15 protein-coding genes and 1 pseudogene are annotated in these 22,533 nt (G+C 72.0%); 11 read left to right on the top strand and 5 right to left on the bottom strand.

The features are described from left to right. Positions 1-153: 153 nt before the first annotated feature. Complete coding sequence (locus ABZY44_RS28045; RefSeq protein ID WP_356658532.1) at positions 154-987, bottom strand: SDR family oxidoreductase; 834 nt, start codon at positions 985-987, stop codon at positions 154-156. A 542-nt stretch (positions 988-1,529) separates the two neighbouring features. Beyond that, positions 1,530-4,424 carry a collagenase gene (locus tag ABZY44_RS28040; RefSeq protein ID WP_356658530.1) on the bottom strand — a complete coding sequence of 965 codons (2,895 nt, stop codon included), beginning with the start codon at positions 4,422-4,424 and terminating at the stop codon, positions 1,530-1,532. Positions 4,425-4,745: 321 nt separating this feature from the next. Between ABZY44_RS28040 and ABZY44_RS28035 the strand changes: the two genes are divergently transcribed. The 4 genes from ABZY44_RS28035 (at position 4,746) to gap (ending at position 8,055) form a co-directional block, all read left to right on the top strand. Continuing rightward, positions 4,746-5,087, top strand: a complete 342-nt coding sequence (locus tag ABZY44_RS28035) for a hypothetical protein (RefSeq protein ID WP_356658528.1) — start codon at positions 4,746-4,748, stop codon at positions 5,085-5,087. Then, positions 5,084-5,704: a hypothetical protein gene (locus ABZY44_RS28030; protein WP_356658526.1), complete on the top strand. Its 621-nt coding sequence runs from the start codon at positions 5,084-5,086 to the stop codon at positions 5,702-5,704. The genes ABZY44_RS28035 and ABZY44_RS28030 overlap by 4 nt, the downstream gene beginning before the upstream one ends. 169 nt (positions 5,705-5,873) lie before the next feature. Further along, entirely contained in the window at positions 5,874-6,830 is a 957-nt protein-coding gene (locus ABZY44_RS28025) for a helix-turn-helix domain-containing protein (RefSeq protein WP_356658524.1), read from the top strand. Between the two features lie 226 nt (positions 6,831-7,056). Further along, entirely contained in the window at positions 7,057-8,055 is a 999-nt protein-coding gene (gene gap / locus ABZY44_RS28020; protein WP_356658522.1) for a type I glyceraldehyde-3-phosphate dehydrogenase, read from the top strand. Positions 8,056-8,107: 52 nt separating this feature from the next. On the opposite strand, the gene ABZY44_RS28015 is transcribed toward gap, so the two are convergent. Further along, the gene (locus ABZY44_RS28015) at positions 8,108-8,362 is read right to left on the bottom strand and encodes a hypothetical protein (protein WP_356658520.1); all 255 of its coding nucleotides are present in this window, start codon (positions 8,360-8,362) and stop codon (positions 8,108-8,110) included. 109 nt (positions 8,363-8,471) lie between these two features. On the opposite strand from ABZY44_RS28015, the gene ABZY44_RS28010 reads away from it, so the two are divergent. The 5 genes from ABZY44_RS28010 to ABZY44_RS27990 are packed head-to-tail and all read left to right on the top strand — an operon-like array spanning position 8,472 to position 14,704. Beyond that, positions 8,472-9,791 carry an MFS transporter gene (locus ABZY44_RS28010; RefSeq protein WP_356658518.1) on the top strand — a complete coding sequence of 440 codons (1,320 nt, stop codon included), beginning with the start codon at positions 8,472-8,474 and terminating at the stop codon, positions 9,789-9,791. Between the two features lie 5 nt (positions 9,792-9,796). Next, positions 9,797-11,125 carry an anhydro-N-acetylmuramic acid kinase gene (locus ABZY44_RS28005; RefSeq protein WP_356658552.1) on the top strand — a complete coding sequence of 443 codons (1,329 nt, stop codon included), beginning with the start codon at positions 9,797-9,799 and terminating at the stop codon, positions 11,123-11,125. Beyond that, complete coding sequence (locus tag ABZY44_RS28000) at positions 11,122-12,798, top strand: FAD-dependent oxidoreductase (protein ID WP_356658516.1); 1,677 nt, start codon at positions 11,122-11,124, stop codon at positions 12,796-12,798. Before ABZY44_RS28005 ends, ABZY44_RS28000 begins: the two co-directional genes overlap by 4 nt. Beyond that, positions 12,795-14,351, top strand: a complete 1,557-nt coding sequence (locus ABZY44_RS27995; RefSeq protein WP_356658514.1) for an ATP-binding protein — start codon at positions 12,795-12,797, stop codon at positions 14,349-14,351. Before ABZY44_RS28000 ends, ABZY44_RS27995 begins: the two co-directional genes overlap by 4 nt. Next, positions 14,348-14,704, top strand: coding sequence for a UBP-type zinc finger domain-containing protein (locus ABZY44_RS27990; protein WP_356658512.1), 357 nt, complete (start codon positions 14,348-14,350; stop codon positions 14,702-14,704). Before ABZY44_RS27995 ends, ABZY44_RS27990 begins: the two co-directional genes overlap by 4 nt. 51 nt (positions 14,705-14,755) lie before the next feature. Here ABZY44_RS27990 and ABZY44_RS27985 read toward each other — a convergent pair whose 3' ends face one another. Further along, positions 14,756-15,088 carry an SH3 domain-containing protein gene (locus ABZY44_RS27985; protein WP_356658510.1) on the bottom strand — a complete coding sequence of 111 codons (333 nt, stop codon included), beginning with the start codon at positions 15,086-15,088 and terminating at the stop codon, positions 14,756-14,758. A gap of 458 nt (positions 15,089-15,546) precedes the next feature. Between ABZY44_RS27985 and ABZY44_RS27980 the strand changes: the two genes are divergently transcribed. Continuing rightward, positions 15,547-20,514, top strand: a complete 4,968-nt coding sequence (locus ABZY44_RS27980) for an FG-GAP-like repeat-containing protein (RefSeq protein WP_356658508.1) — start codon at positions 15,547-15,549, stop codon at positions 20,512-20,514. 73 nt (positions 20,515-20,587) lie between these two features. Here ABZY44_RS27980 and ABZY44_RS27975 read toward each other — a convergent pair whose 3' ends face one another. Then, positions 20,588-21,619, bottom strand: coding sequence for a saccharopine dehydrogenase NADP-binding domain-containing protein (locus tag ABZY44_RS27975; protein WP_356658506.1), 1,032 nt, complete (start codon positions 21,617-21,619; stop codon positions 20,588-20,590). 338 nt (positions 21,620-21,957) lie between these two features. Between ABZY44_RS27975 and ABZY44_RS27970 the strand changes: the two are divergent. Beyond that, a pseudogene (locus ABZY44_RS27970) lies at positions 21,958-22,533 on the top strand (MFS transporter); the annotation flags it as partial.

The following is a 22,533-nucleotide window of genomic DNA, read 5'->3' as shown; positions in this document are numbered from 1 at the left end:
GATGGCGTGTGCCGTCAGGTGCCGAGGGATCTTCCCGGCCATAGGGTGGGGTCCGTTCCCGCCCGCCGACCCGTTCGGTGCGGACCTGGGGGCCGGCTGGATCGGAGCTCCCCCACGGGGGTGGGGGGCTCGAATCCGGTCGACCCGCCGTCGTCAGGCCGGTGGCGGTCCCTGCGCGAGGATCCGGGCCGCCTCGTATTCCTCGCGGTACGACTGCTCGGCCAGGTCCAGGTAGCCGTAGGCATCAGCACCGACGGGGATCCGCAAGGGCGTCGGGGCCCCGGCGGCGACGATGTCGAGGACCCGGGCGGCGAAGTCTTCGGGGCGGCCCGTCTCGGGGTTGTCCGCGAGGCCGCGGGCGCCTTCGAGCATGTCGCGGTTGGTCACGTCGTAGGCGGGGACCCGGTGGGCCGCCTCGGCCATGGACGTGCCGTAGCGCGTGGCGAACATGCCTGGTTCGAGCACGGTGACCCGGATGTTGTGCGGAGCGGTCTCGAGTGCCAGGGCCTGGCTCATGCCTTCGAGGGCGTGCTTCCCGGCGCCGTAGGCGCCCAGTCCCGGGAAGGCCATGCGGCCGACCACGGAGGAGACGTTGACGATGTGGCCGTGTCCCTGGGCCCGCATCAAGGGCAGGACGAGGCGCGTGAGCCGCCAGGGACCCACGATCAGCGTCTCCAGCTGGTCGCGGAGCTCGGAGTCGGAGACCTCCTCGACCGCGCCGAACAGTCCGATCCCGGCGTTGTTGACGAGGACGTCGATACCGCCGAGGCGGTCGGTCGCCGTGCGGACGGCTTCCTCGCAGGAGGCGGCGTCACGCAGCTCGAGCGGGATCGGGGTGATGCGGCCGGGCCAGGCGGCAGCCAGGTCTTCCAGGTCGGCGGTCTTGCGGGCGGTGACCGCCAGTTCGTCGCCGGCCCGCGCCGCGGCGGTGGCCAGTGCGCGTCCGAGGCCGGAAGAGCATCCCGTGACCAGCCAGCGTCGTCCCATCGTTCCCCCGTGAAGGCAGAGTGGTTCCTGGATGTTGGTGGTGCCCGCCGTGGCGCCGTGCCCGTGGCGCCGTGCCCGTGGTGCCCGCGGTGCCCGTCGTGCGGTGGCGCGGCCTCGTGCCGTCGTCGCGCGGGTCCCGTGGGGTGACGGGGGCCGGGCCCTGGCCCTGGTCCGGCTGTGGCTCCGTACGGTCGCCCCGTGCGCTCGACGGCGGTGGCCGACCCGAGCGGCCCGCCCGGGTCGGCGCGGTCGCGGTTGCCCGGGCGGTGGCGGCAGTTCATGGTCGTGGTGCTTGGAGGCCGTGGTCATCCCTCCTGCGGGGGCGCGTGGAGGCGCGCGGGCGCACGAAAGAGCGCGCACGCGCCGGGGGTGGCCTCGGCACGTGCGCCGCGAGGTGGTGCGGCCCCTACGGGACCGCGTCCGGGAGCGCCGGACCCGCGCCCCAACCCGCGCCCTCATCCGGTGAGGCGGAGGGGCCTGCCCCGGGAACGGGTGCGGCCCCACCCCTCCTCAGAGGGGTGGGGCCGACGCGTCGGGCGGGTTCAGAACTGGGTCGTGACGGTGGCGTTGGTGAAGTCCTGCGGGGCGTGGAGGCTGATGTAGACGTAGCCGGCCGCCGGGTGGTCGATGGTCAGGGTTTCGGTGTTGCCGGCCTGCGCGGAGCGGGCGGTGTAGTTGCCGGTGGTGGCCCAGGTGGTGGGGCTGTAGTAGAGGTTCGCGTTGCCGGTGCCGCCGGTGACCGAGATCTTGAGGCTGTTCGTGCCGGCGGGGACCTTCAGGTAGAAGTAGCGGTAGTTCCCGGCGGTCGCGGAGACGTTGGAGCGGCTGCAGTTGTCGCCCAGCACCCGGATGTCGGCGACCGTGCACTCCGAGGCGGCCGCCCCGAACCGGGTCGTGACGGTGGCGTTGGTGAAGCCCTGGGGGGCGTGGAGGCTGATGTAGACGTAGCCGGCCGCCGGGTGGTCGATGGTCAGGGTTTCGGTGTTGCCGGCCTGCGCGGAGCGGGCGGTGTAGTTGCCGGTGGTGGCCCAGGTGGTGGGGCTGTAGTAGAGGTCCGCGTTGCCGGTGCCGCCGGTGACCGAGATCTTGAGGCTGTTCGTGCCGGCGGGGACCTTCAGGTAGAAGTAGCGGTAGTTCCCGGCGGTGGCGGAGACGTTGGAGCGGCTGCAGTTGTCGCCCAGCACCCGGATGTCGGCGTCGGCGCACTCGGCGGGCCCCGCGGCCCCCACGCTGACCGCCTTGCTCGTGCTGGCGGTGGCTCCCTTGTTGTCCGTGACGGTGAGCCGCACGGTGTAGGTGCCGGCCGCGGCGAAGGTCTTGGCCGGGTTGGCGGCGGTGGAGCTGCTGCCGTCACCGAAGTTCCAGGCACGGGAGGCGATGGTGCCGTCCGCGTCGGTGGAGGTGTCGGCGAAGTTGACGGTCAGGGCGTTCACCGAGGCGGTGAACCCGGCCACCGGGGCCTGGTTGCCCGGCGGGTTGGTGGTGCCACCGCAGTCATTGGTGGCGCACTTGGCCAGCCAGGCGGTGAAGTCGGCGTCGTACCGGGTGCCGATGGTGGAGGTGAGCAGGGTGCGGGCGGCCGCCCAGTTGCCGGTGCGGTAGTGGCCGAGCAGCGTGGTCACGTCCTGCGGGTGCGACTGGATCAGGTAGCGCACCGCCAGGTAACCCCACTGGTACACGCGGGTGGAGTCCGCGTTGTCGTACGTGGTGTCGAACAGCGTGCTGAGCTTGTACGTGTTCGCGCCCGCCTCGGTGACCGCGCGGTCGTAGGTGACGTTGCGGTACGAGTACGAGATGTACTCCGCGAAGCCCTCGACCCACATGACGGTCGGGGTCGTCATGCCCGCGTTGAAGTCGCCGAACATGTCGAAGCGGCCGTCGAGGTAGTGGGTGTACTCGTGGTTGAGGTTCCAGATCTGGAACTCCGGCCGCGCCCACTCCGCCTCGTAGGCGATGAAACGCGGCTGGTTCCCGGCGGCTGCGGGGTCGCCCTCCAGGTACATGCCGCCGTTGTTGGTGCTGATGCCGAAGATGACGCCGGCGTAGGTCTGGTAGTCGGCGCTGGAGTCGAACGCCACCACCTCGAGGCTGGTGTTGTTGTCGTTCGCGACCGCGCCGCCGTCCTTCACCACGCCGTGGAAGTAGGCGTCCTGGTTGGCCAGGCTGGTGCAGCTGGCGGCCAGGTCGGTGGCGGTCATCTGCTGCGCGACGATGCGCAGGCTCGGGCTGCAGGTGTGGTTGACCGTCAGGACGGCGGTACGGGCCCGGTTCGGCAGGTCACAGGTGTTGTAGGTGGCGCAGTTGGCCGCGTCGTACGAAGAGGTCATCTCGGCCAGCGGCACCCAGAGCGAGGCGGTCCGGCCGGTGATCGCGCCGCGGTCGAGCAGCTGCTTGACGAGCGGGCGGACGGTCGGCTGGAGCGCCGAGTACTGCAGGAAGCGGCCGAGCTCGCGACCGGCGTTGGCCGTCAGGTAGCTCTTCGGGGTGCCCAGCAGGTCCTCGTGGGCCACGGCGAAGTCGCGCAGCACGGTGAGGATGGCGGGGTCGGCCTGCACGGCGGGCGGGAACTCCGGGGTCTGGTGGCCGCGGAACAGGATGGTGTAGGCGTTGTTGACCGCCGCGACCATGGAATAGGAGCTGTCGTAGATGGAGTTGTAGCCCGTCAGCAGGCGCTTGACCACGCCGAGGTAACGGGCGTTCTCCTGGGCGCTGTCGACCAGGATGACCGCCTCGGACAGGGTCGCTCCGTTGGCTTCGGTGACGTCTCCGGAGCGCGGCGCGGCGTAGAAGGTGTCCAGGGCGCCCCGGATCGAGCTCTTCAGGGCCGTCCCGTAGGTGCCGACGGTGGACGCGTTGTACCACTGCACGAAGTATCCCGCGCGCAGGTAGAGCACGAGCTGCCCGACCGAAGTGCTGTTGTCACCCGGGTAGTTGGCGGATCCGGAGCGCAGGGCGTCGGCCACCGAGACCATCTGCGCCTCGCGGAAGGCGGCCTTCGCGTCCGCGCCCTTGAGCTGGAACAGCGAGTTCACGCAGCCCAGCTCGGAGGACTTGATCTGCTGCACCAGGGCGGCGCCGGTCTTCGAGGTGAAGTCGGCGACGTTGCAGGCCGCGGCGGCGCGGGCACTGGGAGCCGACTTCATGTCCTTCGCGTGCTGTTCGGTCTGTTTCGGGTCGTCGGCCGTCCGGAGCGGGGCGCGCTCGGACAGGTCGGCGCTCGGCCGGGCGGCGTGTTCGGCCCTCAGCGCGGCGGCCGCCGCCGACTCCGTCGAGGGCTGCGGGGCCAGGCCCGGCGCGGAGGTCGCGGCGGGGGCGGAAGGATTCACCTCGCGTGCGAGGGCCTGGCCGGCGGGGGCGAGCAGGGTGAGGCCCAGACAACAGGCCAGGGCTGCTATGAGGGGCCGGACGCGGCCCTTGGTCGTGGGGGTTCTGCGCATGGGGGGTGGGCCTCCGAGCAGGTCTGCGGCCGTGCTGGCGGCACGGCGAAACGGGAGTGCGGACCGTGCTGCCAAAGGGAGTTGACGGGGATTCCAACTCTGGCGTGTACACGGTGAGAAACTGTGCGATGTAACATGGCACACATCACATGGCTCTGGAAGACTCTGGACGGCCCTCTCGGATTCCGAGCCGCCGTCGCCTCCGCGCCACCGCCCCGACATGCCGGGTTTGCCCGCCCCGTCCGCCGGGTGGGGGGAGGCGCTCGGTCTGGTGTCAAGATTTCCTTGACAAGATCATCGCGTCAAGGAAACCTTGACGCCATGCAGCGACCCCAGACCTCCCCGGCCGAGGCCGGCCCCGACGCGTCCGCAACCGCCCCCACCGCCCTGACCCTCGCTCTGGGTCTGCTGGCCCTCGCCCTCAGCCTGATCGCCATGGCCATGTCCTTCGCCCGCGATCTCGGGGCGACGGCCACCGCCGCGCTCATCGGCGCGGACCTCGTCCTCGTCGGGGCGATGGGCGCCCTCCTCGCCACTCTGCGGCCCCGGCCCACCTCCGGCGCCGCAGCGGACGAGGCGGCGCGACGAGTGCGCGAGGAGGAACTGCTCGACGCACTGGAGCCGTTGGGCCCCTCGCGTCGACCCGGTGACGAGGGCCGGTGAGCGGCGCCGAACTCCTCGGCCCGCAGGAGGTCGCCGCCATCCGGGAGGAGATCGCGGCGGCCGTCCTCGGGGGTCCCGAAGGGCTCGCCGCATCACTGGAGCACGACCCGGAGGGCTTCCTGCGCCTGGTGGCAGCCGCCCGTGTGGGCGCCGAGGAATCCAGCAGGCTCTTGCGGGAGGCCATCCAGGGTGCCCGGGCGGCGGGACACAGCTGGGACAGCGTGGGCGGGGTCCTGGGCGTGAGCCGCCAAGCGGCCCAGCAGCGGTTCGCCGCCAAGGCGCGCGCCGCGGAGCCTGGTTCCGCGACGGGTGAGACCCACCCCGCCGACCCCGCGGACGGGGCGCCGGTACGCCGGACCATCACCCCCGTCACCGCGTTCAACGAGATGGCCGAACTCGACGGGGCCGCACGCGAGGGGTGGCACCTGGTGGACCACGGGCCGCTCTTCCTCGTGGTGGAAGCCTCCGACCTGATCTGGGAACACCGACGGGCCTTCGGCGGCCAGCGCAGACGCATGAAGGCGGAAGGGTGGACGCAGGTGGGTGCCGGTTCCTTCCCCTGGCGTTACTACAAGCGCCCCACGGACCGGGCGGCCGGCAACGGGTCCGCCCCCTAGCGGCCGGGCCCGGGGCCGGAGACCGGGCCCCGAGCCGGAGACCGGGCGACGGCGGCAGGTCACGACGGGCCGTCCCGGCAACACCCGGAGGCGGCCTGGCGCTGCCCACCGCACGGCGGCCGGCCCGGCCGCGGTCATGAGCCCCCGAACCCCCACGTAACCTCTTCCCGTGCCAGCCTCCCGCCCCCATCACGTCGCCGTCCTCGTCCTCGAGGGAGCGAAGCCCCTCGACGTCGGCATCCCCGCGCAGGTGTTCACGACCCGCGCGAGCATGCCGTACGAGGTACGGGTGTGCGGCGCGGAGCCCGGCCTCGTGACCGGCGGCGACGGCCTGTCGTACGCCGTCGCCCACGGCCTCGAGGCCCTCGCGTGGGCCGACACCGTCTTCGTCCCGGGCTACCGCTTCCCCGACCGGGACGACCCGCCGCAGGCCGTGGTCGAGGCGCTCGTCGCGGCGCACGACAGGGGCGCGCGTCTCGCCGCCATCTCCACGGGAGCCTTCGCCCTCGCCGCCACGGGCCTGCTCGACGGCAAGCGCGCCACGACGCACTGGCACTACGCGCGGGCGCTCGCGGCGAAGTGGCCGCGCGTCCGGGTCGACGAGAACGTCCTGTTCGTCGACGAGGGCAGCGTGCTGACGTCGGCCGGCGCCGCCTCGGGCATCGACCTGTGCCTGCACGTCCTGCGCACCGATCTCGGCGTGGCCGCGTCGAACCACACGGCCAGGCGGCTCGTCGCGGCCCCCTACCGCAGCGGCGGCCAGGCGCAGTACGTCCCCCGCAGCGTGCCCGAGCCGCTCGGCGAGCGGTTCGCCGCCACCCGCGAGTGGGCACTGCACCGGCTCGGCGAGCCGCTCACCCTGGAACTGCTCGCCCGGCACGCGGCCGTGTCGCCGCGCACGTTCTCGCGGCGCTTCGCCGACGACACCGGGTACACGCCCATGCAGTGGGTGATGCGCGCCCGCATCGACGTGGCGCGCGCACTGCTGGAGCGCTCGGAACGGAGCGTCGAGCAGATCGCCGCGGACGTCGGCCTCGGTACCGGAGCGAATCTGCGGCTGCACTTCCAGCACATCCTGCGCACCACGCCCAGCGAGTACCGGCGCACCTTCGCCCAGGGCGAGTGACCGGGAAGACCGACCGCACCCGGCGGTCCGTAACCGGTCGGCCCGCACCCCGCACCCCCGTCCCCGCCTGCGCGCACCCGGCAGCACCCCCGCCGACCGCCGACCGCCGACCCCCGCCCGCGTGGCGCGATCCTTGCGGACCGTGGCGATCGCGCCGCTGTCATCGGCGGCCGCCACGCGCGAACCTGGTGGTGAACCCAAGGGACAGGGAACAGGGAGACACACCATGACCCGCATCGCCATCAACGGATTCGGCCGCATCGGACGCAACGTGCTGCGCGCGCTGCTCGAACGCGACAGTGACCTCGAGATCGTCGCCGTCAACGACCTCACCGAGCCGGCCACCCTCGCGCGCCTGCTCGCGTACGACACGACCTCCGGCCGGCTCGGCCGTCCCGTGACGGTGGAAGGGGACGTGCTCGTCGTCGACGGCCGCCGCATCAAGGTGCTCGCCGAGCGCGAACCGGCACAGCTGCCCTGGGCCGAGCTCGGCGTCGACGTCGTGCTCGAGGCGACCGGCCGCTTCGCCACCGCCAAGGCCGCCCGCGCGCACATCGACGCGGGCGCGAAGAAGGTCCTGGTCAGCGCACCGGCGGACGGGGCCGACATCACGCTCGCCTTCGGCGTGAACAGCGACGCGTACGACCCGGCCCTGCACACGATCGTCTCGAACGCCTCGTGCACGACCAACGCGCTCGCACCGCTGGCCTCGGTGCTCGACGATCTCGCGGGCATCGAGCACGGCTTCATGACCACGGTGCACGCCTATACGCAGGAGCAGAACCTGCAGGACGGCCCGCACCGCGACCCCCGCCGCGCCCGCGCCGCGGCCGTCAACATCGTGCCGACCACGACGGGCGCCGCCAAGGCGATCGGGCTCGTGCTGCCGAACCTCGAGGGCAAGCTCTCGGGCGACTCGATCCGCGTCCCCGTCCCCGTGGGATCGATCGTCGAGCTCAACACCACCGTCGCCCGTGACGTGACGCGCGAGGACGTGCTCGCGGCGTACCGCACCGCGGCCGAGGGTCCGCTCGCCGGCGTGCTCGAGTACTCGGACGACCCGCTCGTGTCGTCCGACATCACGGGCAACCCCGCCTCGTCGATCTTCGACTCCGCCCTCACCCGCGTCGAAGGCCGGCACATCAAGGTGGTCGCCTGGTACGACAACGAGTGGGGCTTCTCGAACCGTGTGATCGACACGCTCGAGCTCATCGCCAGTCGCTGACCCGCGACGAGCGACCCACGGGCCGCGACGGCCGACGCCGCGCGGCCCGTGGTCAGGGAAGATCCGCAGGCGGCGGCTCGTCCTCGGCCTCGTAGACGTGCGGGCCGTCCGCCTGCCACTCGATCGCCGGCGAGGCCCCCAGGACGAGTTCGTCGGGATCCGGCACCTCGACCCGGCGGAGGAACTCGATCAGGTCGGCGTCCGAGTGCGCGACGCCGAGGACCGCCTCCGTACCGCCCACGCGGAGCGTGACCCGTCGGCCGCCCGACGGGGCGATCCGGTGTACGACGATCGGCGCGTGCTCCATCCCCTCAGCCTGCCGCCGGACGGGCCAGGACGCATCCGCACGCCGCGACGTACGGCAGATGGCGCAGGCGGGACTTGTGGACCGGCCTGCCGGTCAGCACGCTTGGCCCATGCTCTCGCCCGCCCCCGATCCGGTCCGGTCACCCGTGACGTCCCAGCCGGCCGGCTCGCGCCGGGCGCTGGTGGCGGGTTCCGTCGGCAATTTCATCGAGTGGTACGAGTTCGGCGTCTACGGCTACCTCGCCACCGTCATCGCGGGGCACTTCTTCACCCCCGAAGGCGGCAGCGAGGCGGAGGGCCTCGTCAAGGCCTACGCGTCGTTCGCCCTCGCCTTCTTCTTCAGGCCGGTCGGGGCGGCCCTGTTCGGGCGGCTCGGGGACCGCATCGGCCGGCGTCCGACGCTCGTCCTCGTCATCTGCCTGATGACCGGCGCCACGACGCTCATCGGCGCGCTGCCGACGTACGATTCCATCGGCGCGGCCGCACCGTGGCTCCTGACCCTGCTGCGGATCGTGCAAGGGCTCTGCGCGGGCGGCGAGTTCGGCGGTGCGGTGTCGCTCATGACGGAGTGCGCGCCGCCGGGCCGCAGAGGACGCTACGGGGCGTGGCAGTCGTTCACGGTGGCGCTCGGCCTGCTCGCGGGCGCCGGCACCACGGCGCTCCTGGCGACCGTGCTGAGCACGGCGCAGCTGAACGGGTGGGGCTGGCGGATCGGGTTCCTGCTGACACTGCCGCTCGGATCCGTCGCGCTGTGGCTGCGGTTGCGTCTGGACGAGTCCCCCGCCTTCACGTCGGCCGCCGGCGTGGTGGGAGCGCCCGTACGGCGTCCGCCCACCGGGGAGACGGCCCGGGCCGTGGCGCTGGGAGCCGGGCGGGTGATGGGGTGGTCGGCGGCCGGCTACACCTTCCTGGTGGTCCTGCCCTCGTACCTGCAGAACACGCTGCACGCGACGTTCCGGCAGGCGCTCGTCGCGACCGTCCTGGCCAACCTCGGTTTCGCCGCCTCGATCCTGCCCGCCGGCACGCTGAGCGACCGGCTCGGGCGGCGCGCGGTGATGGTGTCCGGGGCGGTGCTCGTCGTCGTGCTCGCGCTGCCGCTGCTGAACCTGGTGCAGGACGCCGACGTGCCGACGTACGCGAAGGGGGCCGCCCTCTTCGGGGCGGGGGCCGCCGTGGGGCTGATCGCGGGACCCGGGCCCGCGATGCTGGCCGAGATGTTCCCGACCACGGTGCGCTACACGGGGCTCGGGCTGGCCTACGCGCTGTCCAACGCCGTGTTCTCGGGCTGTGCGGGGCTGATCATCACCAAGGTCGTCGAGCGGACCGGGGACGCGGACGTGCCCGCGTACTACGCGGCGGCCGCCTGCGCGGTCAGCGCCGCCGCACTGCTGACCTTGCGCGGCGACGCCCACGAGCGGGCGCTCCGGTGAGCGTCCTGCGGGTGATCGGGCTGATGTCGGGCACGTCCCACGACGCCGTCGACGCGGCCGCCGCCGACCTCACCCTGGAGGGGGACACGCTGGTGCTCACGCCCCTGGGCATGATCAGCACGGCGTACGACGACGCTCTGCGGGCGGAACTGGCGGGGGCGCTGCCGCCCGCCGGAACGGACCTTGCCACGGTGTGCCGGCTCGACACCCGCATCGGACAGGCCTTCGCCGCCGCGGCCGTCCGGGCGGACCGCGAACTGTGCGGCGGACGGGCCGACCTGACGGCCTCGCACGGGCAGACCGTCTACCACTGGGCCGATACCGGCCGGGTGCACGGGACACTCCAGATCGGCGAGCCGGCCTGGATCGCCGAGGCGACCGGCCGCCCCGTCGTCTCCGGTTTCCGTACGAGGGACGTGTCCGCCGGTGGCCAGGGCGCACCCCTGGTGAGCATCGTCGACGTCATGTGGCTGCGCGGGCGCCCCGGAGTGCCCGTGGCGCTCAACCTGGGCGGCATCGGGAACGTCACGGTGGTGCCGGACGCGGCGGGCGAACCGCTGGCCTTCGACACCGGGCCCGCCAACGCGCTGATCGACGCGGCCGTCGGGGACCTGGCGGGACGCGACGGCGCGGGCAGGGCCCGCACCATGGACACCGGCGGCGTGCTCGCCGCACGGGGCAGGGTCCACGGACCCCTGCTGCGACGGCTGCTGGACGAGCCGTACTACGCCCTGCCCGCGCCGAAGACGACGGGCAAGGAGCTCTTCCACCTGCCCTACCTGCGTGCCGCCCTCGACGCCTTCGACCCGCTGCCCGCGCGGGACGTCGTCGCCACGCTGACCCGCCTCACGGCGCGGACCGTGGCCGACGCGGTCCGGCCCCTACGGGCGACGGAGGTGATCGCGTCGGGCGGCGGGACCCGCAACCCGGTGCTGATGCGCTGGCTGCGGGAGGAACTGGGCGGGGACGGGGGAGTACCGCTGCGGACGTCGGACGAGCTCGGCCTGCCCCCGGGCACGAAGGAGGCCTACGCCTTCGCCGTCCTCGGCTGGCTCACCGCGCACGGTCTGCCCGGAACCGTCCCCTCCTGCACCGGCGCCCGGCACGCGGCCGTCCTCGGCTCGATCACGCCCGGCAGCCCCGGCCTGCGGCTGCCGAAACCGCTGACGACGGCCCCGGCCCGGCTCTCCGTCCGCCCCGCGCGCACCCCCGCCCTCGCGGTGCGCGGACGTCCCGAAGCGAACCCCGACGATCGAACATACGATGGGCGGGAACCGGGCGCGGGCGGCTCGCGGCGCCGCCAGACCAGCCGTCCGGGGGCGGGAGAGGCATGACCGAGGTCGCCGGCACAGCGCGGACCGTCATCCTGACCGTGGACGACGACCCGGGGGTGTCCCGTGCCATCGCCCGCGACCTGCGCCGCCGCTACGGCGGCGCGTACCGGATCGTGCGGGCCGAGACCGGGGACTCCGCGCTGGAGGCGCTGCGCGAGCTGAAACTGCGGGGCGACCTGGTGGCCGTGATCCTCGCCGACTACCGGATGCCGCAGATGAACGGCATCGAGTTCCTCGAACAGGCCCTGAGCGTGTACCCGGGCGCGCGGCGCGTGCTGCTGACCGCGTACGCCGACACCGACGCGGCCATCGACGCGATCAACGTCGTCGACCTCGACCACTACCTCCTCAAGCCGTGGGACCCGCCGGAGGAGAAGCTCTACCCCGTCCTGGACGACCTGCTGTCGGCCTGGCGCTCCAGCGACCACCGACCGGTGCCCGCCACCAAGATGGTCGGTCACCGCTGGTCGGCGCGGTCCTCGAGCGTGCGGGAGTTCCTGGCCCGCAACCAGGTCCCGTACCGCTGGTACTCCTCCGACGAGCCCGAGGGGCAGCGCCTGCTGGAGGCGGCCGGGGCGGACGGACACCGGCTGCCCGTGGTGATCACCGCGGGCGGCACCGTGCTGATCGAGCCGGACGAGCCCGACCTGGCCGCCCACGTGGGGCTCGCGACGACACCGACCGCCGACTTCTACGACCTCGTCGTGATCGGCGGAGGCCCGGCCGGGCTCGGCTCGGCGCTGTACGGGGCCTCGGAAGGCCTGCGGACGGTACTGGTCGAGCGTTCCGCCACCGGCGGGCAGGCCGGGCAGAGCTCCCGCATCGAGAACTACCTGGGATTCCCGGACGGCGTGTCGGGAGCGCAGCTCACGGACCGCGCCCGACGCCAGGCCCGCCGGTTCGGCGCGGAGATCCTCACCGCGCGCGAGGTCACGGGGCTGGAGGTGGGCGGCGCGGCGCGCGTCGTCCGCTTCTCCGACGGCTCGACGATCGCCGCGCACAGCGTCATCCTGGCGACCGGTGTCTCGTACCGGCAGCTGGGCGCACCGGGCTGCGAGGACCTCACGGGACGCGGGGTGTACTACGGCTCCTCACTCACCGAGGCGGCCTCCTGCCTCGAGCAGGACGTGTACATCGTCGGCGGAGCGAACTCCGCCGGGCAGGCGGCGATGTACCTGGCGCGGGGCGCGAAGTCGGTGACGCTGCTGGTGCGCGGGCCGTCCCTGGCGGCGTCGATGTCGTACTACCTGATCCAGCAGATCGAGGAGTCGCCGAACATCACGGTGCGGACCCGGACCGTCGTCGAGGCCGCGCACGGCGACGGGCACCTGGAACAGCTGACGCTGCGGGACGCGGACACCGGCGCGACCGAACTCGTCGACGCCCAGTGGATGTTCGTGTTCATCGGCGCGGCCCCGCTGACGGACTGGCTGGACGGTACGGTGCTGCGCGACGAGCACGGCTTCATCCTGGCCGGACCGGACCTCACCCCGGACGGGCGGCCGCCGGCCGAATGGGAGCTGGACCGCTCGCCGTACCACCTGGAGACCAGCGTTCCCGGCGTGTTCGTGGCGGGCGACGCGCGCGCCCAGTCGGCGAAGCGCGTGGCGTCCGCCGTCGGCGAGGGGGCCATGGCCGTGATGCTCGTCCACCGGTACCTGGAGCAGTCATGAGCGGACAGGTCATGCCGTGCGGCCCGCAGGAGATCGCCTCGCTGTTCCTGTTCGAGAAGCTCTCCCCGGAGCAGCTCGGGCGGCTGTGCGCGGAGGGCAGGATCGAGCGGTTCGAAGCCGGTCCGGTGTACGCGGAGGGCGACCCGGCGACCTGCTTCTACGTGATGATCGAGGGCACCGTCGTGCTGTCGCGCCGGGTCGGCGGCGACGAGGTCGAGGTGGGCCGGACCTCGCAGCGGGGGGTGTACGCGGGGGCCATGCAGGCCTACCTGGGCGACCGGGTGCCGCAGACGTACAACAACTCGATGCGGGTGACCGAGCGGACGCGGTTCTTCGTGCTGCCCGCGCAGTCGTTCGCGGCCGTCATGCGCGAATGGTTCCCCATGGCCGCGCACCTGCTGGAAGGGCTCTTCTTCGGCTCGCGCTCCACCCAGCAGGCCATCGGTCAGCGTGAACGGCTGCTGGCGCTCGGATCGTTGTCCGCCGGGCTCACCCACGAACTCAACAACCCGGCCGCCGCGGCCGTCCGGGCCACCGCGGCCTTGCGCGAACGGGTCGGGAAGATGCGCCACAAGCTGGCTCACATCGCCCAGGGCAACTACTCCCGCGAGGCGCTGGCCGACCTCATCGAGATCCAGGAACGTACCGCGGAACGCGTCGCCAAGGCCCCGTCGTTGAGCCCCTTGGAGGCATCCGACCGGGAGGACGAACTCGCCGACTGGCTCGAGGATCACGGCATCGCGGAGGGCTGGCGGGTCGCCCCCACGTTCGTCCAGGCGGGCCTGGACGCGGACTGGCTGGAGCACGTCGCGGCAACCGTGGCGGAGGACCTGCTCCCGGGGGCCGTCGGCTGGCTCAACTACACGGTGGAGACGGAGCTGTTGCTGGACGAGATCGCCGACTCCACCACCCGCGTCTCCCACCTCGTCGACGCCGCGAAGCAGTACTCGCAGCTGGACCGGGCACCGTACCGGGTCGTCGACGTCCACGAACTCCTCGACAGCACCCTGCTGATGCTCTCCGGCAAGATCGGTCCCCGCATCCGGGTGGTCAAGGAGTACGACCGCTCGGTGCCGGACGTGCCCGCCTACCCGGCGGAGCTCAACCAGGTGTGGACCAACCTCATCGACAACGCGGTCTTCGCCATCGCCGGCACCGGCCGGGAGGGCACGCTGACGGTCCGCACCGTCCGACAGGGCGACCGGCTGCTGGTGGAGTTCCGCGACACCGGCCCCGGCATCCCGGCGGACATCCGCAGCCGCATCTTCGACCCCTTCTTCACCACCAAACCGGTCGGCGAGGGCACCGGACTCGGCCTGGACATCTCGTGGCGGATCGTCGTCGACAAGCACCACGGCAGCCTCCAGGTCGAGTCGGCGCCGGGCGACACCCGCTTCCAGGTCCTCCTGCCGCTGACCGCCCAGGAACCCGACTACGACACCGCCACCGAAACCGCCACCGAAACCGGCACCGACCCCGCCGGTACGGACGCCGAGGCCGACGCCCGCACCGCCGCCGAGTCCGTCCCCGAGACCACCGAGGAGCCCGTATGACCGCCGACACCGACGGAGTCGACCCGAGCGTCCCGCCCACCGGTACGGGCTGCCTCGACTGCGACGCGGTGGGCGGCTGGTGGTTCCACCTGCGGCGCTGCGCCCAGTGCGGGCACATCGGCTGCTGCGACTCCTCACCCGCCCAGCACGCCACCGCCCACTGGAAGTCCACCGGTCACCCGCTGGTGCAGAGCTTCGAGCCGGGCGAGGACTGGTTCTGGGACTACAACGGCGACGAGCTGTACGAGTCCGGTCCGGAGCTGGCGCCCCCCGGCCACCACCCCGTCGACCAGCCGGCGCCGGGACCGTCGGACCGGGTCCCACAGGACTGGTCGCGCCGGCTGCACCGCTGAGCGGCGCGGCCCGCAGCCGGCGGAACCCGGCACCCGGGCCGCCCCGACGTCTCAGCAGGGGCGGACCGGCTGGAGGTTGTGGACGTAGCGCGCGGACACCCAGCCCTTGGAACCGTGCAGCCTGTACCACACCGGGTTGCCGTCCACCCATCCTCCGCGCTTCTGGCAGGAGAGGAGCACCCGCTCGTGCGGGTGCAGCTGCTTGACCACGTCCGAGTACACCGTCGGCTTCTCGCGGACGTTGAGCGGCGCCCGGGACTCCACCACGCCCACGGGGCGGGGATCCGCCTGCGCGTGGCCCTCGGCCGCCCAGCCGGCCGTACTCAGCGGGCCGATCAGTACGCCGGCCGCCAGTGCGTACGTCAGCAGTGCTTTCTTGCCCATCGGGTTCACTCTCCCTGTGTCGCTCCGGCCCGTGTCGGCGACGCATGGCGCCGACCACCGGACGACTATCCACCGTCCGGGCGGCGGGCCGCGGGGAACACGCCACCGTTACGCCGGATGGCCCTGGGCGCGGCAACACGCGGCCGTCCGGGAGAGAGGGGGTGATTTCGCGCATTCGCTTCGGCGATAAAGCGTGCGAGAACAAAGTTACACGCTATGCGGGGGGTGATTGGAAACGTGGCGGCGGGAACTCCATCCCGTCGCACATGACGGGGTCATGCCATAGTTGCCCATGTCAAGTCCAGGCAAAGTCGGACAGAAAGGCCGGGTAATCGGAATTCCCGCCTCCGGTTATTCCTCTCTCAGTCAATTCTCATGAGAAGCTCACCCGGACCGATCAGGACATGCGTCCGTGCGCACCACACCAGGGGCGCGCGGATCGAGGACGAGGAACATTCGTGAGACGACCCCTGGCGCGATTTCGCGCCACCGGCCGGCAGCGCCCACGGGCATCTGCGCTGGTCACCACCCTGGCACTGACCGTGGGCCTTGTCGGGGCCGGCTCCGCCGCCGATGCGGCCGGGCGGAGCGGCGCCCTCGCCGGAAAACAAACGGCACCCGCCTCGAGCGAGGCGGAGAAGGCGGCCTCGGAGGCCAAGCGGACCGGTAAGCCGGTCGAGATCGTCGGACAGCGCACCGAAACGAACGACACGTGGGCCAATCCCAACGGAACGCTTACCGTCAACCGATCCCTCGCCCCGGTACGGGTGCGCCGGGCCGGAAAGCTCATACCGGTGGACGCCACGCTCGAGCGTGCGCGGGACGGCCGGCTGGCCCCCAGGGCGACCCGGATAGGCCTGACCTTCTCCGGGGGTGGGGACGCACCTCTCGTCGTCATGTCGGAGAACGGCCGTGACGTTTCGCTTTCCTGGCCGAAGCCGCTTCCGAAGCCCACGCTGGAAGGCAACAGCGCCGTCTACGCCGAGGTCTTCCCCGGAGTGGACCTGCGCGTCAGCGCGAGTACCGACAGCTTCTCGCACGCGCTGATCGTCAAGACGCGCGAGGCCGCGGCCAACCCCGACCTGGCCACCCTGAACTTCGGGCTGAAGGGCAAGGGGCTCACCGTGCGGGCCGAGGCCGACGGCCAGCTGCGCGCCGTGGACCCGTCCGGCCAGACCGTGTTCGGCTCCGCCAAGCCGCAGATGTGGGACGCCGGCGGGGAGAAGGCCCAGCAGGCCGCCCCCGCTCCCGCCCCCGCCTCCGCTCCGGCGGCCAAGTCCATGCGGTCCGCAGACGCCGCCCCCGCCTCGGCCCCCGCCTCCGGCGAAGGTGCGTCGGCCGCCCCGGCAGCCCCGGCCGCGGACACCGCCACCCCGCCCCCCGCGGCGCCGGTCGAGGGCATCACCACCGGCGCCAAGCAGGCCGACCTGGGCGTCAGGCTCTCCGGCTCCACCCTCACGCTGACGCCGGACCAGAATCTGCTCAAGGCGCCGGAGACCACGTACCCCGTGGTCATCGACCCCACCTGGGACGCCTGGAAGCAGGCGTGGACCATCGCGTACAAGCACAACGCGTTCCCGTCCTCGCCGAACACCAACTACTGGAACGGCGGCACGCTCAGCAAGGACGCCCGCGTCGGCTGCGCGAAGGACGCCGCCAACGGCAACCAGGTGATCTGCGCCAAGACGTTCTTCCAGGTCGGCATGACCGACTACTGGGACAAGCAGATCATCGAGTCCACGCTGCGCATCAAGCAGAAGTCGGCGGGTTCGTGGAGCTGCAAGTCCGGTGACATCCAGGTGTGGGACACCGGCACCATCTCCAAGTCGACCACCTGGAACAACCAGCCGGACTGGACGCGGCTCGTCGACGCCACCGGCCAGTCCTTCGGCGGGCGCAACTGCCCCGGTGACGGGGACCTGATCGAGCTGAACGTGAAGTCGGCCGTCGCCGCGGCCGCGCAGAAGCACTGGGGCAACTGGACCTTCGGCCTCAAGGCCGCCAAGGACACCGTCGACGTGTCCTGGCGCAAGCTCGACCCCGACAGCGCGCGGATCTCCACCACCTTCAACACCACGCCCGACAAGCCCACGGACCGGTCCACCGACCCGTCCGTGCCCTGCACCGGCGGGGTGATCGGGACCACCGACCAGGTGGTGCTGCGCGCCCGGGTCAAGGACAAGGACACGACGGACGTGTCCCTCAGCGCCGAATTCCATTACTGGAAGGACGGCACCACGACGCCCACCAAGACCGTCGTCAAGGCCGCCAACGGGAACATCGCCCAGCTGCCGATTCCCGCCGGCGGCCTGAACGGCACGTACCGGTGGGACGTCCGCACCCTCGACAACGTCGGCCCCCCGGGACCGTGGGCCGGCCAGTGCGTGTTCACACTGGACCGCACCGGGCCCGACCAGACGCCCGTCGTCACGTCGCTCCAGTTCCCCGAGAACCAGCCCGACCCGGCCAAGACGGGCTTCGCGCGCACCGACGGCACCTTCAGCCTGAGCGCCAACGGGGTCAAGGACGTCACCGCCTTCGAGTGGTGGACCGATTCCAACCCCAAGGTCAACAAGATCGCGCCCACCACCGCGGGCGGATCCGTCGACATCGTCTACAGGCCCACCACGGCCGGCCCGCAGCGCCTGTTCGTGCACAGTCTCGACGCCTCCGGAAACCGGTCCAACCTCAAGGAATACCTGTTCTACGCCAAGCGCCTCGCGACCCGTGACAAGCACGGCGACCTCAACGGCGACGGCACCGTGGACATCTGGAGCGTCGACCCGGGCGCCGGAACACTGTGGATGCATCCGGGGAAGGGCGACGGCACCTTCGACCTGTCCAGGCAGCTGGACCAGGCCTCCTTCGCCGACACCACCGCGCTGACCCACCGGGGCAGCTGGAACGAGGACTACTACGAGGACCTCATCGTCCTGCGGCCCAACTCCGACAACTCCCGTAAGAACCTGTACGTCTATCCGAACAGGGGCGACGGCGACCTCGAGACCGCGGACGCCAACCGGATCGAACTCAGTGTGGTCAACCCCGAGGAGAACGACCACTGGGCCAACGCCGACCAGGTGGTGTCCATCGGCAGCGTCAACGACGACAACGGTGACGCGAAGACCGACGACTCCGACCAGCCCGACCTCCTGGTCAAGACCGGCGACCAGCTGTGGCTGTACCTCGGCACGCCCGTCGGCTACCTCGACGTCATCGGCGCGCCGATCCTGCTCGGCAACGCCGACTGGACGAACATGACGGTCATGGCGCCGGGCGACCTCAACGGCGACCAGCTGCCCGAGATCTGGGCCCGTGACACCGTCACCGGCAAGATCCATCAGTACACGAGCCGCAAGACGACCGACCCCGGCTCGGTGACCATCGCCGACCTGGCCGTCTTCGCCGACCCCGCCGTGCGCGCCACGTCCATCGGGACCGGCTTCACCGGCGCGGCGTACCCGCACCTGACCAGCAACGGTGACTTCGAGGCCGCCGGCTACGCGGACCTGTGGTCCCGCGACGGCGACGGCCGCATCACCGAGTTCCCCGGCCAGGCCCTGACGGCCGGATCGGCCTTCGGCGCGGGCCGCCCGCTCGTGCTCGGAGGGACCTCCTGGTCCGAATGCCAGGCCTTCACCTCGGCCGGGACGGGCACGCACACGCTGTGCGGCCCGATCCTGGCGAAGTTCCTGGCCAAGGGCGGCACCTCGCTCGGCTACCCGACCACGGACGTCCTCGTCCCGGCCGACGGCGTGGGCCGCTACGTCCACCTGCGCAGCGCCGGCCAGACCACCGACAACGGCTCCATCTACTGGCACCCCAGCACCGGAGCCTGGGTCGTGTGGGGGGCCGTCCGCGCCAAGTGGAACGCCCTCGGCGCGGAGACGGGCATCCTCGGATACCCCACCTCGGACGAGTCGGGGACCTTCGACGGCGGCCGCTTCAACACCTTCTACTCGACCGCGGGCGGAAAGGGCGGCATCTTCTACTCGAAGGAGACCGGGGCCTGGTCGGTCCACGGCAGCATCTTCACCAAGTACGTCTCCCTCGGCGGTCCGGCGAGCCCCCTCGGCTACCCGGTCACCGACGAGACGAAGGTCGGTGACGGAAGCGTCGCCCGCTTCAACACCTTCCGCAAGCGCACCGACACCGCCGACACCGCCTCCGTCTACTGGAGCAGCGGCAACGGCGCCTGGTCCCTGTTCGGTTCGATCCGCAAGAAGTGGCTCGAACTGGGCGGCGAGAAGAGCGCCCTGGGATACCCGACGTCGGACGAGTACGACGTCGCCGGCGGCCCGCGCGAGGACTTCCAGAAGGGCTACATCCGCCACAACAGCACCACCGGATCCACCGTCGAGCACCAGCCGGCCGACCGCACCGCGCACCTGCGCACCGATCTGTCCGGCGACTTCAACGGCGACGGCCGTACCGACCTGGCCACCGTCTACGACTACGGCGACAGCACCACCGCACTGTGGGTGCTCAACGCGCTGCCCACGGGCGGGTACGAGGAACCCACGCTGCGCTGGACCAGCGCGAAGGGCAGCTTCTCCTACGCCCGCGCCAAGTGGGTCGCCGGTGACTTCAACGGCGACGGCCGCACCGACGTCGGCGCCTGGTACGGCTACGCCGACGGCAGCAACGCCCTGTGGAACTTCGTCTCGAACTCCACCGGGACGTTCACCCCGGTGAAGAGCTTCACCATCGCCACGGGCACCTACAACTGGGCCAAGTCGCAGCCGCTCGCCGGTGACTTCAACGGCGACAAGCGCGGGGACTTCGCCCTGATCCACGACTACGGGAACGGCGACATGGGCGCCCACACCTGGACGGCCAAGGCGGACGGCACCTTCAACGCGTCCGTCCCGAGCTGGCGCACGGGCACCGGCAAGTGGTGGAGCGATTACGCCACCTTCCGGGTGGGCGACATGAACGGCGACGGACGGGACGACTTCCTGGCCATGTACGGCTACGCCTCGTACGGCACCGCGCTGTTCACCGGTCTGGCGCAGCCGAACGGCGGCTTCGCCGCCCCGGTCAAGCACTGGGCCAAGGCCGCCGGAGTCTGGGAGTACGCCCGGACGAAGCTCACGGTCGGCGACTACAACGGCGACGGCCGCGCCGACGCCGCGCTGATGTACGACCACGGCGACGGCCACGCCTCGCTGGACACCCTGCTCGGCAAGCCGGACGGCATGGTCGCCGAGGGCGTGCGCAGCTGGGACACGCCGGACGGTTCCTGGTACGCCTCCAGCGCCGGTATGCCGGTCTCGGGCGACTCCGACGGAGACGGCCGGGACGACATCGCGAGCATGTACAACTACGCCACCGGCGCGACGGGCGCGTTCACCTTCAAGGGCCGCCTCGACGGCGGCTTCGAGAACGGCTTCCTGAGCTGGCAGACCCTGCCCGGCACCTGGTGAGCCGAACGGCAACCCGCCAGAGCTGACACGGGCCCCGCACCTTCCTGGAGGTGCGGGGCCCCGTCGGTCCCGTTCAGCTGTGCAACTCGAACGACAGGTCCGGGGCGAGCGCCCGGAGGAAGTCCGCCGCGTCGAACATCGCACCTGCCGAGGCCACCCCCGTGGCCCGCGTCCGCCCGGCCAGGATCCGCTGGACGGCCTCCACCACCAGCGGTGCCGTGATCGCGTAGATGTCCTGGCCCCGAGCCGTGGCGCGCCGTTCGACGCCACCCGCGCGCACCAGGACGTCCACGACGAAGGTCTGGTCCGACCGGCCCAGGGCGTCCACCGCCTCCGGCGCCGGGGTGTCCTCCCCGGCCAGGTCCCGCGCCGCTTCGACGGCCATGTAGGTGCGGACCTCGGGGACGTCCAGGTGGCTGGGCACGGTGATCACGTCGGCCATGGTGAACTCCGCGATCACCGGCCGCCGGCCCAACGGCTCCGGGAACGCCCACTCCTGCACCCGCGCCTCGTCGTCGTGGTACCGCAGCGCGCCGTCCGTGAACCGCACCCGCCGGCCCGCGCGACGCTCATGGGACACCGCGCCGGCCGTCCTGGTGCCCGGTGTGGGATGCCAGCTGCTCAACCCGTACGCGACGTGCACCTCGTCCGCGGAGGTCCACTCTCCCATCGCCGCGGTCGCCAACAGGTCGCCCAGTCCGCCGTAGAAGGCCATCGCCGGCACCACGGAGGTGCCCGCCTTCCGGGCGGCTTCCGCGTGGTCGGTGAACGTCGCGCCGTTCGCCTCGAGTTCCGCCGCCACGTCGAGGTACGGGATCCCCGCGCGCAGGGCCGCCTCGACGACGGGGCCTCCCGTCACGGCGAAGGGCCCGGCGGCGTTGATGACGGCCGCCGCGCCCGCGAGGGCGCGGTCCAGCGAGCCCGCGTCGTCCACGGAGGCCGGCCGCGCCACCACGCCCGGCCATGCGGCGGCCAGCACGTCCAACTGGGCTGCGTCGCGGCCGGAGACGACGGTGGCGACACCGCGCCTGCGGAGTTCGGCGACGATGAAGCGGCCGGTGTGTCCCGTCGCCCCGTAAACCACCACTGCAGCCGTCGTGTTCATGGTCTTCCCCGTCCTCGATGTCCTGTGGGGTCCAGTCTCGCCGTGCGGAGCGTCCGGCGTGACGGTCGCGAACGACAGCGTCCGTGCAGTTTCGGACACGGGGTTCCCCGTACGCCGGCACCGGACACCGACCGTGGCCGACGCATCAGAAGTATCTTGACGTCAAGATTATTCTCGGGCAGGCTACCGCCAGGTATCTCGACATCGAGATACCTTGGCGGGGGACTCGGAGGCCTGGGATGCGGCGGCGCGGTGCGGGAACACGCGGGGAGCGGCCGGCCCGGCCCGGTCTGGTGGCGCAGTTGCGCCGTCCGCCCGGGGGCCGGGATGCCCGCATCATGCTGCTCGCCCAGCTCCTCGACCGCACCGGTACGGGAGTGTGGGCCGCGTCCTCGGTCCTGTTCTTCGTCTTCGTCATCGGCCTGGACGCCGGCCGGCTCGGCCTCCTGCTCGGCGCCGCCGCGGTGGCGGGCATCGCCGGATCGCCCCTGGCGGGCCACCTGGCCGGCCGTTTCCAGGTGCGCTCCCTGCTGATCGGCTGTCACCTCCTGCGCCTCGGCACGCTCAGCTCGCTGCTCGTCGTCACCCGCTTCGACGTGCTGCTGCCCGTGGTCGCCCTCACCTACCTGGGGGACCGGGCGGCCAAGACCCTGGAGATGCTCTTCGCCACCCGCGCGGCAGGTGACCGGCGAGCCACCTACCAGGCACTGTCGCGCAGCACCGCCAACGCCGGTTACGGCCTCGGAGCGGGCGTCGCCGCGATCGGTCTCGCCCTCGGGACCCGCGAGGCCTACCAGGTCCTGATCCTGGCCAACGCGCCCTCCGCCTTCGCGCGCCGCCGCTCCCGCAGGAAGCGCAGGAGCGTCCGCCGCGTCGCCTCCCCCGGCTCCCCCGGACCTTTCGGATCTCCCGGA

It is taken from the genome of Streptomyces sp. NPDC006544, assembly GCF_040611715.1.
Classification (GTDB): Bacteria; Actinomycetota; Actinomycetes; order Streptomycetales; family Streptomycetaceae; genus Streptomyces.
This window is presented reverse-complemented; position numbering and strand designations above follow the sequence as displayed.

What these genes read in the sequence shown, in the direction of transcription:
- gap (WP_356658522.1), top strand. Translation starts at nt 7,057, where the DNA reads ATGACCCGCATCGCCATCAACGGATTCGGCCGCATCGGACGCAACGTG.
- ABZY44_RS28000 (WP_356658516.1), top strand. Translation starts at nt 11,122, where the DNA reads ATGACCGAGGTCGCCGGCACAGCGCGGACCGTCATCCTGACCGTGGAC.
- ABZY44_RS28045 (WP_356658532.1), bottom strand. Translation starts at nt 987, where the DNA reads ATGGGACGACGCTGGCTGGTCACGGGATGCTCTTCCGGCCTCGGACGC.
- ABZY44_RS28035 (WP_356658528.1), top strand. Translation starts at nt 4,746, where the DNA reads ATGCAGCGACCCCAGACCTCCCCGGCCGAGGCCGGCCCCGACGCGTCC.
- ABZY44_RS28010 (WP_356658518.1), top strand. Translation starts at nt 8,472, where the DNA reads ATGCTCTCGCCCGCCCCCGATCCGGTCCGGTCACCCGTGACGTCCCAG.
- ABZY44_RS27990 (WP_356658512.1), top strand. Translation starts at nt 14,348, where the DNA reads ATGACCGCCGACACCGACGGAGTCGACCCGAGCGTCCCGCCCACCGGT.
- ABZY44_RS27975 (WP_356658506.1), bottom strand. Translation starts at nt 21,619, where the DNA reads ATGAACACGACGGCTGCAGTGGTGGTTTACGGGGCGACGGGACACACC.
- ABZY44_RS27985 (WP_356658510.1), bottom strand. Translation starts at nt 15,088, where the DNA reads ATGGGCAAGAAAGCACTGCTGACGTACGCACTGGCGGCCGGCGTACTG.
- ABZY44_RS28040 (WP_356658530.1), bottom strand. Translation starts at nt 4,424, where the DNA reads ATGCGCAGAACCCCCACGACCAAGGGCCGCGTCCGGCCCCTCATAGCA.
- ABZY44_RS28015 (WP_356658520.1), bottom strand. Translation starts at nt 8,362, where the DNA reads ATGGAGCACGCGCCGATCGTCGTACACCGGATCGCCCCGTCGGGCGGC.
- ABZY44_RS27995 (WP_356658514.1), top strand. Translation starts at nt 12,795, where the DNA reads ATGAGCGGACAGGTCATGCCGTGCGGCCCGCAGGAGATCGCCTCGCTG.